General features: G+C 47.6%; 6 protein-coding genes. 3 read left to right on the forward strand and 3 right to left on the reverse strand.

The window, feature by feature from the left end; translation table 11 throughout:
• The first annotated feature begins 41 nt into the window (after positions 1-41).
• A complete protein-coding gene (locus H8K52_RS17985) occupies positions 42-887 on the forward strand; it encodes a TniB family NTP-binding protein (RefSeq protein ID WP_186924293.1) in 846 nt (281 codons plus the stop codon).
• A 5-nt stretch (positions 888-892) separates the two neighbouring features.
• Positions 893-2011, forward strand: coding sequence for a TniQ family protein (locus tag H8K52_RS17990; RefSeq protein WP_186924294.1), 1119 nt, complete (start codon positions 893-895; stop codon positions 2009-2011).
• 415 nt (positions 2012-2426) lie between these two features.
• Here the strand turns inward: H8K52_RS17990 and H8K52_RS17995 are convergent, their stop codons facing one another.
• Positions 2427-2678, reverse strand: coding sequence for a hypothetical protein (locus H8K52_RS17995; protein WP_186924295.1), 252 nt, complete (start codon positions 2676-2678; stop codon positions 2427-2429).
• A 367-nt stretch (positions 2679-3045) separates the two neighbouring features.
• Between H8K52_RS17995 and H8K52_RS18000 the strand changes: the two genes are divergently transcribed.
• Entirely contained in the window at positions 3046-3291 is a 246-nt protein-coding gene (locus H8K52_RS18000; protein ID WP_186924296.1) for a hypothetical protein, read from the forward strand.
• Positions 3292-3317: 26 nt separating this feature from the next.
• Here the strand turns inward: H8K52_RS18000 and H8K52_RS18005 are convergent, their stop codons facing one another.
• Together H8K52_RS18005 and H8K52_RS18010 are read right to left on the reverse strand one after the other, a co-directional pair.
• Entirely contained in the window at positions 3318-4025 is a 708-nt protein-coding gene (locus H8K52_RS18005; protein WP_222613833.1) for a hypothetical protein, read from the reverse strand.
• On the reverse strand, positions 3995-15583 hold the full coding sequence (locus H8K52_RS18010; protein WP_186924298.1) for an RHS repeat-associated core domain-containing protein: 11589 nt from the start codon (positions 15581-15583) through the stop codon (positions 3995-3997). The genes H8K52_RS18005 and H8K52_RS18010 overlap by 31 nt, the downstream gene beginning before the upstream one ends.
• Between the last annotated feature and the right edge of the window lie 150 nt (positions 15584-15733).

The following is a 15733-nucleotide window of genomic DNA, read 5'->3' on the forward strand; positions in this document are numbered from 1 at the left end:
AGGGATAAATTGTGGGCGATTTTAAGCACCTTCTTGAAAGTATGCGACCGATCGCAGCGCAAGACAGCGATGCCAGAATAGCGCATTTGCGGCTTGACCGATGGATTGATTATCCACGCGCAGCCCACGTCCTAAAAATCCTCAGCGAGATGTTTGATACTCCACAGCGCAAACGCATGCCATGTTTATTGCTTCACGGTGACTCAGGCATGGGAAAGAGCATGATCATCGAGAAATTCAAACGAACGCATCCTCCAATTTACGATCGAAGTTCTGGTGTAGAGTATCATCCGCTGATTGTGATGGAAATGCCGGCCGTTCCGTCCCAGCGTCGCTTCTATGCCGAATTACTGCAAGTCGTAAACGCGCCCTACGCTCCTTCTGCACGCATTGATGCACTCGAGTTCACGACACTTAAAGTCATGCAAGCGATTCAACCACGCCTGTTGATCGTTGACGAGATTCATAATTTGCTAGCGGGTTCACCGCGTGAACAGCGCGGCGCGCTTAACCTTCTTAAATTTTTATCGAACCAGCTCAATTGCTGTGTCGTCATCGCTGGGACAGCGGATGCGGTATTAGCGTTGCAGAGCGATGACCAAATGGTGAGTCGGTTCCGCCGATTCGAACTTGCGCGATGGCGTGAGAGTGATGAATTTCGAGGGTTCGTCCAAGCCTTCGAAAAAACGATACCAATTCGAGAAAGGTCTGGTCTTGGTGATCAGCCAATGGTGCAGGCTTTGCTTGAAGCTAGTGGTGGTTTAACATGGCTCGTCGCCGATGTTTTGACCAATGCAGCACGTCTAGCAATTCGCTCTGGGAAGGAACGTATAACGGTCGATCTGATTCGAGCAGCTGCGCTTTCTTTTGAAAGCTCCGCAATGTAATCAATATGGAGTTCACGCCAAAACCTCTACCCGTTGTCGTCATGCCGTTGGAAGATGAATGCCTAGGAAGTTGGATTGGCCGCCTTGGAGCATACTATGGCATCTCGGTTTCTACGCTGCTAAAAACTATTCATTTACCTCTACCTTGTAATTATCTAAAAAACTGGTTATTACTTAGGCCAATAAATTTGTCTGATGCGCTTACTATTGCAAAAGCATGTCGTCACTCAAAGGAATCGATTGCCTCAATGGTACCTTCAACAGGCCATATTTTGCATTACTGCGAACTCGGAATTTGTGTGCATTGTCTTGCCGAAGATCATGCGAATGGGCGACCTATATATTGGCGACGTAAATGGCTTGACGCTGTGAGCGTGGTTTGCGATCAACATGAAAGTTGCCTTATACCGATAGAGAGTAATATTTTCCGTTGTTACAACAATTGGACAGGTATTGAGACACAATTACTAAAGGCCACCGAACGCGTATTGCGTGACCAGGAAACTAATAAAATTCTCGACAGCTTTGATAAAACCTCGCCATTTTTGCAATGGTTGTTTTGCGACGAATTGGCACAGCAGATTGCTGGATCGAGATATCGGCTTGATGTGGTGTCTGCACGGCAAGTAGCGAGCGATCTGCTTGATGCTCTTCTTTACGTGAACCCAGCGGAACAACGTTCTTCTGCACTCCATGAATATGCATGGTATTTGAAAATACCATTCGACAATCAACAGCTGTCGATTCATATCAGGTCAAATCACGTAATGAGTTTGAGCCGCGTTCAATCGCTCGAAGTGCGCGCGTTTGCTATAGCAGTCACGGATGCAATAATGTTTTCGAGAGTCCGATGGGGTTCGCCTCAAGCTACGGAAAATTTGACTGAAACAAGTTCCTTTTGGACGAGTTCGCTTTGGGCATTTCTGCCAAAATGCAGTGTCGAATTATTGTCCTTACGCGCTCAAAATTGGCCATCACATTACACGCAAACGTGCTGGCCAGAACTCCGTGGTATGGAAAAAATCGCTATGTCGCAGAGCAGCAAAAAAACTCTTCGTTCAATGATTATCCAAGAAAACGCTCTTGTCATTAAATCAAAATTAGCAGATATTCGATCAAATTAGCACGATATTCGCGCATGGACATCCATGCTCGAATATCGCGCTAACAATGATCGAATATTTGATAACGCCATTTTCTCTTGAAAGGCTTACTGTATAAAGGTTTCCTCTAATTCTTTTCGTCAGATTTGAAGTAATATTCTTGCGACATGAGTTGGTCAGTTTGCGCGAATATTCTTCTAATATCCAAAAAATGATCTAATACCCCGCTAATAAATTCCACGGAATTTTCACATGGTGCTGCGCAAAAGAATCCACTCGAATTTACGACCAAGCGTGCTCGCCGGAACGCATTAGTAAGGAATAAATCGCTATGCTGCAGAGTAGCAAAGGTAGTTCATCTTGCACTCGCTATCCGCGAAAATGCTCTTGTTGTTAAATCAAAGTTAGCAAATATTCGATCAAATTAGCACGATATTCACGCATGGACATCTGTACTATCGACCTTCATTTGCATCAAATGCCGCAAGGTCTTTGCCATCTGTTCGTTCGACTCGGTGAGCAAGTCCAGTTGTCTTTGCATCCTGCCTAACTGCGCATTGTCTTGCTTACCGCCTTCGAAATACACGCGCTTAATGTGGGTGCTCTTGGCCGTTTCGCCACAAGTTTTCATACGAAATTCGAGCGCTTCTAGTTCTTGCTCATTAAAAAATAAATTGATATTGGGCATGCTATATATTTCCTTTCATTTTCGTTTAAAAATCATATACTTACCATCACGATGTTTTATGTATTTTTATTTTACTCGGAAATGTTTTAGGTGCAAGCCTATATTTCATGCGGGTCTTGGGCACATTTCTAATGTGCGTATGGTGTATGTTAAATTCGGACGATTAAATCACCCAAAAACGCCGTTTTTTTGTTGCACATCAAGCCACAATATCAGCGTTCAAGAGCGTATCCACTCATGCTTTTAACCAGCAAAATGCAATACCTTGCAATATTGTGCAAAACAGTGAAAAACTCTGCAATTATCTGCAATGAATTTTGAAAAAAGATGCAAATCTCTGCAAAAGAATGAAAAAAGGTGAAAAAGCATGAAAAACAATGAAATTGCCCACACAGCCAACATCATCACACTCAAGACCTTGCGCGAACGGCGTTTTTACCTGGCACTGGCGCACGCGGATGAACACTGGCAACAGACCACGGCTAGTTTTAGGCTGGAAGAACTCCACGCGACCGAGAACGACGCCGAACGGGCTGGTTGTGTGATCGCTGGGGTGTGGACTTTGGAACAGGCTATTGAGGACGTGCGACGCGCTTATTTGGCGTCGCACTGAATTGCTCGTACTTGTTCGCCCTTCGGTCAGTCTTTAAACTCTTTGTAACTCGCTGGCATCTTCCCGTGCTTGGTCAGTAAGTAACCTAGATCAGGTTCAGTCAAGACAGAATTGGCGTTGCTTAGATTAACTCCCAACTCTTTGAGATAGCTGTGTAACATCGCATTAGTAAATCGGTCTTTGATTGACCTTACTTTATATGCTGCCATATTTTCAAATAGGAACGGCTCGCCGAGTTCGCCAAACTTCCACTTTCCCCCGTCATTCGCAACAAAAATATGCCGCCGTTCTACTCCATTGGAATAGAACTCAAGAATTGTTGCGGGATACTGTGTCACTTGGCCAGAAACGGGATCAATGACTTCGTCTGCCATCACCACCCTTATAGCATCCACGCCTAGCCTCGACGAAAGCACGCTTGGTGGCCCCGCATCGGTTCCACTTACGCCGTTATCGAAGTACAACGTCCAATTCTCATCAACAGGCCAGAACAAATATCTCGTAACTATAGGCGCAGTTCGGGGACAAAGAGCAATTAGGGCATCGCCAAGTTTACCCTGGCGTTTCTCTAACTTAAGCTCAAATCCCCAATCGGGCAGAATTTTTTGCTGCCATGATAAAAAACTCTCCACAACTACTTTGCTTGGGCTTTTCACAAGTCCAAACGATGAGTTAAATTTCCCGAAATCCACAATATTCATTTTTAATTCACCGTTAAGCAAGTAACTTTGCATGAAGGGTCGTTTGCCTTAAGTCTGGCCTCATGTCCAGCTGCCCGATTAGAAGACGCTTTATCAAGTTCAAAATGTTCTCGTCGCCCCCCTGGGCTTGTTCCAGAAATGTCAGGCCGATTAACACCGACTCTTGATCCCAGAGCATTGGTCTGCTGTTGATTGACACGAATATCGGTATAACCTTGTGCCTTCAAGTCGGCGACAATTCTCTGCGCTTCGGCATTTTGCGTCGCACTCAAGCCAATCGCCCGATTCGTTGGTAACGCGGCGGGAGCAATAGGATTGACATTCATATCACGTGGCAACCGAAGCCCCCCACCATAAGGAACACCTTCGGACATCGATTGCAACTCAAGCCCGAAGCCCAACATTGCTAAAATTGCCCGTCCAGTAGCGGTGGTCGCTAGTGCGGCGATGCCGGATCCTCCAACGGCCACACTAGTCACTGCAACCGCTATAGGCTGTAACGGTTCATAAATCTTACCGTTACCAGCCTCCATGTCGCTTCGGTGCTGCTCTACAAATCTCTCAGCAGCTCCGCCGCCTCCCTTGATTGTCGCATCTTTTGATTGAGTATCCTTAGGATTAATTTTACCCTGACCACTCGAATCGAAAACTCCGGTTGCAACAACTTTACCAGTCTTTTCTTCGGTTATGCTGACTCGCTCTAAACTCGTATTTTTTGTCCCTAACGCTTCTGCGGTTCGAGCTGCCCCCTCTGGGCATTGCTTAACCGATGACCCTGTAACCTCTACTTTCTGATTGCAAAACCCCGTAGGATCCGTCAAATTAGTAGGATTATTCAACACATAAGCATACCGATTATAACTCTGCCCATTCATAGGATCCTGCAAAATCGGATCTGCGCTAACAAATTTCCCAATCAAGGGATCATAAACCCGCCCATTCATATGCACCAATTCCAGCGCATCTAACATCTCATGCCCAGTAAACCCGCGGTTGTCTGTCTTACCAGCCAAGCCCGGATCTGTCGGCGTCACACTATCCGCCAAATTTCGGCGCTTGCCCCAAGCATCATAGGCCATCTTTTCTCGGAAAATGCCGTTCTGATCGGTGTGGGCAATCGGGCTGCCTAATCGATCGGCATGCGTCCAGTTGTACTCTGTTCCTGCAGTGCCGCGATCAATCTCAACACCGATGCCTAAAGGCCAGTAGGTTTTGATGGTAGTGACACTGCCTTTGATCTCGACTTCTTGAGCACCAGCGTAGATGACGGTCATTTTATCGCTCTGACCTTGGTTCTTCACTTGCACCGTGCGTTGATGCTCTGGGCCATATTTAAAGTCGCTAGTGATCCCTGCTTTTTCTATGCGGTCTGGCATGTCAAAGCTGGTCCAGCTGATGTTGCGCCCTGCGCCATTGATCAAATTGCCGTTGTCGTCATAGGTAAAGCTGTAGGTATCGCCTATGCTTTTTACTGCATGTGGACGGGCTTCTTCTCCTTGCTTGGGATATTTATAAACCTCATTATTCGCAACATTGGTTTTTGTCAGAATATTGCCTACCTTATCATAGGTAAAGATTTGTTCGGTCGATGCCTGTGGCGAGGTGGATAAGGAAATATTGCTGCTAGTGAGACGATTTAATTGATCATAGCCAAAGTCTTCTGTGACACGCTCTATATCCCAGATGTGATCACGTGTTTTGACATTGCCTATACTGTCATAGGAATAGGTCTCAGTAATATGCACCGCGTTCGCGGCCGTGGTGATGTCAACTGTCCCCATCCGTCCAGTGTAAGGATTGTAGCCATGCTTTTCTTTCAGGCCATTGCCCGAGAGGGTTTCTAACACACGTTGCGACGCATCTTGTTTGACGATAGTTCTGAGTTTAAGACCGCCCCGCTCTATCCAGTGGAGATAGCCTTTGTCGTTGTAGCGACTGCCAAAGTTTTTCTCTGTATCGGTTTTACGTTTATAGCGTTGCTGTATCACTCGTCCCCAGGCGTCGTAATCTAGCTTACTGACATAAGTGCCATCAGTGAGGGACTGCGTGGTCGTGCTTGGTCGGCCTTGGCTGGTGTAGGTGTGAACACGCTGATAGGTTTTATTGGTCGCCGTGCCGGTATAGGCCTCGGCTAGTTGTCCTATGCCTTTGGATGCGGTATCAAAGACCCAGTGACTTTCTAGATCGGTTTCGTAACGCGCTGTCATACGTCCCAAAGCGTCGAACACAAAGGTGGTCGCTTGACTGAACGGGCGTTGTTTTGGGCTGACTTGTTTCCATACTTGCCCAATCGGATCTACCGCGTAGTCGATCTGTCCTAAATCAGGATCATTGAGTTGGGTCTTGCGACCTAGATTGTCGTACTTGACCGTAATGATATTGCCATTCGGATCGGTGGTTTTACTGAGGTTGCCATTGGGTTCATACTCGAACGCCGTTTCGCCCAAATAATGATCGGTGACTTTGATCAATTGTTTGGCGAGATTGCGCAGCTCGACCCGATTTTGGCCAAGCGGATTGACTAGCTTGGTGGTCAATCCTTGGTAGTCCGTCGTTGCCCGCAATTCTGCGCCATTTTCTGCAAAGGTCACCACAGTTTCAACGCGGCTTAAGGCGTCGTATTCTTGACGACTTGCAGGAACACGCGTGGCTTTCTCGAAGTAAGGATGGTAAGTGGTTGAAGCACGTCCTAAGTGATCATAGCTTTGATCAGAAAAAATTGGGGTGCCGTCGAACCCATAGGTTTGCTGACGCAGCACATGGCTGGCGTGATCGACGAACGTGAGCGTCGGCACACTAGTCCTTGAAAGCCCGTTGAAATGCTCGGTAATTTGTACGATGTCGCCAACTGGGCAGGTGTCGTTGCCACGACAGGATTTGACGTAGGACCGAGTTTCGTTACCATCAGCGCGGAGTTCTTTGGTGATGCGACCAAAGCCATTGCTGTGCCATGTGGTGGTGAGTAAATTTGGACCCTTTAAGGTTTTACGCGCACCGGTGCCTGGCTCGTAAGTGTGAGTTTCGGTGTGGATTTCTGTGTCGGTTTCTGTTTGGGTTAAGACATTGGTGACAGTATCGATAAAGCGACCATTGGGATCGTAGGTCATGAGACTACTACGGAAATTGGGGGTCGTGTCTTTAATGTCCGTATTTGGCTTTTTCCAAGTTTCGGTTTTCGTTTTAACTAAACCGAAACTATTGCGCACAAACGTGGTTGTTAAACGCAACAGGTCGTCGTCTTTTTCTATCGTTTGTGTCTCTGGCAAGCCTGTGACTGCATCGTAAGTCGCATCGACATTGCGGGTAATGGCGGTGTTATCAGGTTTGGTCTTTGTCACATCAGTGTGTGTCATTTGACCGATCAACCAGCTTGTCTTTGCATTGTCATATACGCTGTTGCTTGTGGTGGTGAACGGCCCGCCTGTACCAGTCAGTTGCGTGACTTGTTTGGTGAGGTTACCCCAATTGTCACCATAGGTATTGGTGGTTGTAGTGGTACCCAAATGATCGCCAGTTTTGAAATCCCAAGTCTCGACTTTGGTATCTGCATAGACCATTTTGGTGTATGCGTAGATCACATTGTTTTCCCCAAACTTATGTTCAATAGCTTTGCTGTTCCAGGTGTTACTTGATTTGGACAAGACTTTGTTGTTGACCGATACCGTGGCGACATCCACCATACCGGTGTAAGGCCAACCCTGTTTATAAGTGGTGACATTGACTATTCCGGTCTGCTCGTCAGTCACCGTGAATTTGGCAAAGCCTAAAGAGCCGCGACCACTGACATCGATAGCGGCGTCTTCGTATTGATAACGACTAGAACGTTCTGGAGCTACACCATTGGAGTGACGTAGACGACTGGCGATTTTGCCGGTCTGCGGCGTCTTGCGCAGTGGATAGGACAAGTTCTGCGATGCAGATTGCGTGACGATGCCACTTGGGATGCTGTCTGCATACTCTACCGTGGATGTTGCACCTACGCCATTGGTGACGCTGACGATGCGGTCTAGGGCTTCGTTGGGTTTAGCGAGGTCGATTGGTTCAAAGATTTCCCAACGACCATCCTCTTTCCATTCACATGTTGGATAATTCTGACCGCCATAATATCCACAGTTAATCATCTTTCCACTATGATAATAAATCAATTGTGTCCGACCAGTACCCAATAAATCCATTAGGTAAACTTGATCAAGTGGACTAGTTGAATGCGTTCGTGTTGGTAATTGAACTCCACCCCAACTCTCACACGCAATATTGGCATCATTTTCAGAGCCGTCAGACGCTATGTTATCGCCAACGAAATGACACAATTTTATGCTGCCATTCGGTTGTGGTGGCAAAGCAGCGCTATAAGTAATATTTTCTATCAATACGGTCGACTGTCCATCACCAATGAAATTCCCTACGGCTCGTATAGACGGGAAATTATCACCACTAATTTTTTTACGAACATTGCAATCTAAAGCACGTCCGGTTGACAAACAAAGGTAGATTCGTGGATCTTTATATTGATAAATTTTTTCTTCAGGTTTTTGCGGATCAACAGTAATGAATTGGTTTTCATAAAAACCAAATACTAAACTTGCATAACCCGCGCCATTAAAGTCAGCAGAAACATTCGCTCCACTGATTGGAGCATCAAAGTTATATGGAGCACATCCAGTGGCTAAACAAGGTTCAGTACTATTATTAATCGGTACTATAAAATTTTGCATATTTCTGCGGGATACACCAGGCAAAGAAAAACTCTGCATATGAACTGTCGGCGTTAAATTTACCCATGTCCTAGGACAAACATATGGGTCATTACCTTCGGTATAACATCTCCAAAACTTAGGCCGTGTCCAGCGCACATCTTCAGCTTTTCCGACTCCACTAAAATCAACCATCGCTTCAAATGATAGATAGTTATTTAGAGGATCAAAGAGTGGTCCGTCCGCGCGATTATCAAGATTCGTCAAGACATTTTTTGGAGGATTTGGATCTAGAACGCATGCTCCGTCAAGACAAAACAAAGCCTTTTCATTTTGAATATTGCCATAATGCCCAAAACGTCCATCTCCAGCAACATCGACAACCAAAGGCGTTCCATACGCTGTATTTGTACCTATTGCGGCACGATCAGGATCACAAAAAAATGTCAATGTTGTGTTAGGCAAATTTAAGTTCACAGTTTGATTAAACGGCGAAAGACATATTTTTGCGCCCGAAGGCGTCGACACTAAGATATCCGTCAATCCATCACCGTTAAAATCCGCCGAAGTCAACACGACAAAATTTTCTAATGTATTGATGCGATATTGATGTTCAACAAAAGCCGTCCCATTATTATGAAAATAACGATAGCTATTTTTCATAAAACCACGAGGAGAAGGATTTCCAATCTCAAAAGGATCTGTTCCTCTTTTCTCCGTCGCAACTCTTTTCTCTAAAATATCACTGTAACCGTCACTATTAAAATCGCTAAAAACAAAGAAGTCCGCATGATTGACAGCACTACCTAAGCCTCGACTTTGCAACGTATTTGTCGTAAGGATAGGTGCTCCACTCCACATCCCCCTACTCACAAATCCTGGGTTTTTTGATGTATCCGGCTTACCCCAATTAAAGCTGGTTTTCGGCAAACATTCTGTCGTTCCACTCTGAGGGTTTTGCGTACAGGCTTCAACACTTTGCAGTAAGCTGCGACCACTCGTTGGGCTATATTCGTAGGTAAGTTTCGTCTCGCGCACAAATGAACCGCCAACAACTATATAATCAACATTGACTATTTTCCCGGTTTCTTTTTCTTTATCTAACAATTCTTTTGTACTTACGCCATCGTTTACATTTGCTGCAATATAAGTCTTAACATTCACAAGACGATTACGCAAATCATTACGGGTTTCATCGATATAGCGAGTCCAACCATCTTGTCGGTTCTCGTATTTAAATTCGACCGCAGCATGTGCATTCAGGCCGTTACCTCCATACAGAATCACCGCTGGTCGGTGCTCACCAGTTATCTGATGTTGTCCGTAGACGTAGCGTATGTAGTTATTACTACGATCTTTAACGGTATTAATCGCCCAAGACTGCGCTCCATTTTTTGGACTTGGGACAGCTGCGGCAACGCCACTATTAGGCTTTCCCAGAATTGCGTTGACCGTAGCAGTGTCACCACCATAGATCGAAATACGCCCATCTTTGGTTTGTACTTCAAAGGTTCTTGCGCCGATTTCACCGATCGCGGTGATTTTGGTAAAGCTTTCTGATTCGGTGCGGAACTCGGCACCGACAGACCAGTAATTTGCACCACTCAGAACTTTGTTGACGAGAATTAGACGCTGACCATCTAAACAAAGGCGGTCATCTTCATCAAAGCTGATGCGACCGTTGATACCATCTTGGGCAATGGTCATGCCGCAGCGATGGATGCTGGAGAATCCACCTAAATTCCAACCTAAACCGACTCGGCTATTTTGTGATTGGCTGCTGTAGTTTAAGGATAGTTGTGGCTGCAATCCTGCAGTACCTGGTGGCACATCGAGCGGGATGCTGTAGGTGGCAGCACCACTGGCACTCACATTGAGACTACCAGCTAAGGTGCCTGCATCTGGATTGTCAAGGTAAGGAACAGCAACTTCCACCGAAAGCGGCTCCGCCGATGACGGTCCTTGGACCTCAATCCCATTCACCTTCACCAGACTCGATTCACCAAGCATCTTGCCATCAGCATTAAATGCTTGTGCTTTGATCGTCATCAAGCCTAATTGGGTTGGTGTCCAATTATAGGTCCAGTTATTACTGACAGGACCAGTCGCTGGTGGCAATACATTGCCATCCACGGTGAATTTGACTGTCGCGATCTGGGCTTCACTTTGTTGCTTGGGAATCACTTCCGCTTGCAGTTTGATTGGTGTTCCAACTGGTGCTTCTAGATTATTGGTTGGCGATACCATAGCGACAGTCACGGTATCATTGACCGCGCCGATATAGACTAGGTTTTCTGCTGAGTAGATCATAGTATTGCCATGCTTGACTCTGGCAATGATTGGATAGGGTGTTTCTCGCGGCGGGACGTTAGCCTTTTGTGCAAAATACAGCCCTAAAATGGTGTCACCAGTTGCGGGAATCCATTCATCATTGATTTGAAAAGCGACTTCATCGGTTGAATTACCGCTAACGATTTTGGCATTCATAAACACGACAGCAGAGGCTGAGTACCGATCATTGTTTTTCGGTGTGGTCAACCCGATGCGCAAGGCGCCTGGCATGGTGCAGCTGTAGTCGGCGCACGGTAAGGTCGCTTTGATCGCATTATTGCTGGTCGCGACCTCGACAAACAGGCGTCTGCCTTGATAAGCCTGTGCGTACGCATCGAGATTGAGAACGAAGTGGTGGCTTGCGTTTGGTGTGCCGCATATTTCTTTGACCGCTGCATTGGTGGTCTCGGTAGCGACGTTGGCTGTGCCTGTCATAACGACGGTGCCGCCTAAGTTGGCAGGGGCATCGGCGTAGACGGTGTAAGTGAGCGCTGTGGCATTATTGTACTGACAGGCCCAGCCAAATAATTCTAATTTGCTGCTGTCGGTTTGATTCGTGCGAATGCCGCTGATTTCACCGAGCAGTGCGCTGTCGGTGACGTTGACAATGATCTCAGTCGATTCTGAGGTCGTACCATCTTGATTGGTTGCACGTAATTTAAAACGGTAGCTGCCTGCACTGACGGGAACGGTGGTGTTGATGCTTAAACTGGACGTGGTTCCCGAGACACTCTCGACGGGTGTGGCACCATAGCCGCTACCGTTGTTACTAAACAGCTCTAATTTAGTGATTTGTCCACTGCTTTGGCTCGCTTCGCCCGTGAAGGTGACATTGCCGCTTTGACCTGTGGCGACTCGGATGTTGGTGTTGCTCGCATTAAAATTGACAATTACCGGTGGTCCTGCTGGTGGACTAACTGTGGTCAGTTTTTCTGTTACGACTTTGTTGCCCCCGGGACCTGTCGCCGTCCAAGTACAGGTAGAAGGATGTCCTACCCAACTTGAGATAGCAGTGACAGGCGCAGTTGTGCCATTGACGACCGTGGTACCCAAGCCTTTGTAACCACCGGCATTGTTGTCGTCAACCACGCAGTTGTACGCGACTGTGGTGGCGTTGGTACTTTCGATGGTCGTGGTGTAGCTTTGCCCCACAATCCAAGGAGTATTGTTTGGATTACGAGTGATCGTGAGTGTTGGGGCTGGAGGAGCGGCCACTGTCGTGAGTGTTTCGGCTACTTGGGTACTGCCACCAGGCCCTGTTGCAATCCATGTACATTGTGAAGGTTTGTCCACCCATGCCGCCATGGCGGTTGTCCCCGTGATCGTGCCATTTAGCGTTGCTGCCGTCGTATTGCTGGTGTAGCCGCCATTGGAAGTACATTGGTAAGTCACCGAGGTGGCATTGGTGCTGGACACTGTCGTCGTATAAGTTTGTCCTGCGACAAGAGGCGAAGGATTACGCGTGATACTGAGGGTTGGTAATGGTGGATTGACCGTGGTCACCGTTTCTTCCAAGGTGGTGACACCGCCTTCTCCAGTTGCGGTCCAGGTACATAAGGAAGGATTGGCGATCCAATCGGCTGATGCTGTCATCGGTGCGGCACTACCATTAACGGACGCCACGGTGGCCATCTCCTGATACCCTGCACCATTGGCAGTACAGACATAACGTAAGTTAGTCGCACCTGTCGTTGCCCATGTGGTCGTGAAACTTTGTCCTGCGACTAAAGGATTCGGATTGCGCGTAATTTGTATCGTCGGTTTGGCGATGCCTTCGGATAATACTTTGAGGCTGATGTTGATATTGGCAGCAGTGCCTGTATTGGGGATGGGGCGAATAGTCGCGTCATAGATTCCTGGTGCAGTGGGCGTTTTTATCTCGACCCAGCCGCAACTCGCAAAGTCCCCTGCACAGGAATTGGGCGCAGAGACGACTTGTACCCAAGCTGGCCATGCGTAGGTAATGGAACTCACCGCGGTTTGTCCATAGTTCTTCAATTGGCAACGAATCGATGCGCTATTAGGAGTTACCGTAGGTGACACCTCTGTACACGGCATCTTGAAGTCTAACCGAGCTGCTGAAGCCCTTTGTTCCAAATTGACAGGCAACACTGTGACCTTGCCTAGTACTTGCATTTTGATCGGCGTAATGGTGATTTGACCTGTGAAGACACCAGGACCATTGGCTTTAACTTCGACTTTGCCGCAATCGGCTCCAGCTGGGCAGCTTCGAGCTCCCGTCACCGTTACACCAGCCAACGTCGAATAAATAATGTCGTCAGGGCTAACTTGCCCTGTATTACGCATATCGCAACTGGTGATCGCTAGACTCGTTGGAATCGTCGCTGGTGAGACGGTGCTGCAATTACTTAAGACGAGCTCTGCTTCTCTTGGATTAACTTTTAAGACGCCTCCGAAAGCCAATGGTGTGCCTTGGCTTGGAATGATTTGAATTTGGTTGAACAAGGCATAACTACCAGGCTCTGTTCCTGACCGAAGAATCACTACACCACAAATTCCTTTGGAAGGGCAGGTCGGTGGACCTTCAAGTTGATACGTCGGATTAGCAGATTGCGAGTACGTCAACGTGCCAGATGACTCGCCTGTATTTCTTAAATTGCAAGTTCTGGTTGCACGTGTCGGTGATATAGTGGGATTAACCTCCTGACACGATTCTAGGCTCAATATCATCAAGGCCGGATTGACCACCAATTGCACTACCTTCGTCGCGGCCGTACCTGTCGCCGCTGCCACCGTGAGGGTGCCGTTATAGGTACGAGCCACATCACTCGACGTAATAATCACATCACCGCAAGTCGTATTGGCAGCACAGGAAGCTGGACCACTCGCGGTTAAACCGGTACTCGTTAAACCGCTATAGGTAATGGTGCTGGCATTGGTGCCGCCCGTATTAGTCAGGGTACAGGTGGTCTTCGCTGGTGTGGGAGAATTCGTGCTAGTGACATCGGTACATGCCGTTAAGTTGAGCATCGTATCGGTATTGACACGCAAGTTGGACGGCATCGTGATCGCACTGCCGCTATTCGGGGTGATCGTCACATTACCGTTATAGGCTTTGGCGATGGTTTCTGAAGTGGACGTGATCGTGCCACAGTCGGCATTCGCACCGCAGCTCGTTGGACCTACCACTGTTTGCCCTACTGGTGGCGTGTAGCTAATTGTACTAATGGTTGAACTGCCATTATTCCTTAAGACGCAACTTCTACTAGCCGCCGTCGGCGCGATCGTCGTCGCGTTGCTGGTATCACAGCTCTTTAGACTTAAAGCAACGGCCGCTTGATTGACTTGTAAATTGATCGTCTTGTTGACCACCGCACCGGTATTCGGGGTGATCGTTAACGTACCGCTGTAGATACCAACCGCATTTCCACTACGAACTAAAACCGTGCCACAATCGGCGCTAGCCGAACAACTGGTTGGCCCCGTGATATCCATCGTTGCAGGCAAACCAGCATAACTGATGCTGGTCACTGCTGTCGCACTAGCATTGTTTAGCGTACAGCTGGTACTCGCCTGATTGGGAGCCTCGCTTGGATTGACATCAACGCAGGATTTGAGGTTTAAACCGGTCAACGCAGCAACGACACTCAGATTGATAGGTCGCGTAGCAGCACTACCTGCATTCGGGGTCGCGCTCATGGTACCCATGTAAGTACCTGTAGTTAATCTGGTGGTGACCGTCACGGTGCCACAATCGCTATTAGCCGCGCAACTGGAAGGTCCCGTGATATTTGACCCCACAGGTAATCCACTGCTGTAGGTGATGCTGCTTACCGCTCCTCCGGTATTACCAAGCGTACAGGTGGTGCTCGCTCTTTGTGGTGTTACAGTTGGTGTGACATCGCTACACGCTTTAAAGCTTAATACAGCAGGCGTTGTGGTAACGGTTAAGTTAATCGGTAGACTCGCTGCCGCACCGGTGTTTGGCGTAATAGTGGCATTACTGGTGTAGTTGCCGGGCGTTGTTGCTGTGGTGATGCTTACCGTACCACAAGCGAGCACCGTTCCTGTACAACTAGCCGGTCCGGAGATGGTCGTCCCTGCTGGACTTGTATAAGTTAAACTATTGATTGCTGCACTACTCATCTTACGTAGTGCACAGTTCATCGTCGCTGCTGTCGGTGCGACTGTCGGATTGACTTGAGTACAGTTGCGTAAATTCAGAACGGCATCACTAGCATAGACTGCCAAATTCACTGGCAACACGACTGCGGCACCGGTGTTGGGGGTGATCGTTAAACTACCGTTATAAGCACCTGCCGTCGTTCCAGTCGTCATTCTCACCATGCCGCAGCTAGCACTTGCACTACAACTAGTCGGACCTGAGACCGTCATTCCCGCCAGAGTCGAATAGCTAATACTACTAATGGCACCCACACCGCTATTGGTTAAGGTGCATGACATCGTCGATGCTGTAGGGCTACTATAGTTATTCGATGTGCAGTTCGTCAGCGATAACCCTGGAGCAGGCGTTTGCGCTTGCGCACTAGAAAAACTCAATAGACAAAACAGCAAACACAAGACTTGAACAATACGAGATGTCATCATCGGTACCATGAGGAAAATGTCTTACAACAGGAGGGGAAACAGGAATAACCTTGTGTTGCAGGATGAGCAAACAGGTTAGGAGAAAGCACTAGACACCCTGAGCATTTGCTTAAAATACAATACGGGCGGCAGAATAATTCAGTTAGT

The organism is Affinundibacterium seohonense (assembly GCF_014284305.1).
Lineage (GTDB): Bacteria > Pseudomonadota > Gammaproteobacteria > Burkholderiales > Burkholderiaceae_D > Undibacterium > Undibacterium seohonense.

Coding starts and splice junctions, on each gene's coding strand:
- H8K52_RS17985 (WP_186924293.1), top strand. CDS start 42: ATGCGACCGATCGCAGCGCAAGACAGCGATGCCAGAATAGCGCATTTG.
- H8K52_RS17990 (WP_186924294.1), top strand. CDS start 893: ATGGAGTTCACGCCAAAACCTCTACCCGTTGTCGTCATGCCGTTGGAA.
- H8K52_RS17995 (WP_186924295.1), bottom strand. CDS start 2,678: ATGCCCAATATCAATTTATTTTTTAATGAGCAAGAACTAGAAGCGCTC.
- H8K52_RS18000 (WP_186924296.1), top strand. CDS start 3,046: ATGAAAAACAATGAAATTGCCCACACAGCCAACATCATCACACTCAAG.
- H8K52_RS18005 (WP_222613833.1), bottom strand. CDS start 4,025: ATGCAAAGTTACTTGCTTAACGGTGAATTAAAAATGAATATTGTGGAT.
- H8K52_RS18010 (WP_186924298.1), bottom strand. CDS start 15,583: ATGACATCTCGTATTGTTCAAGTCTTGTGTTTGCTGTTTTGTCTATTG.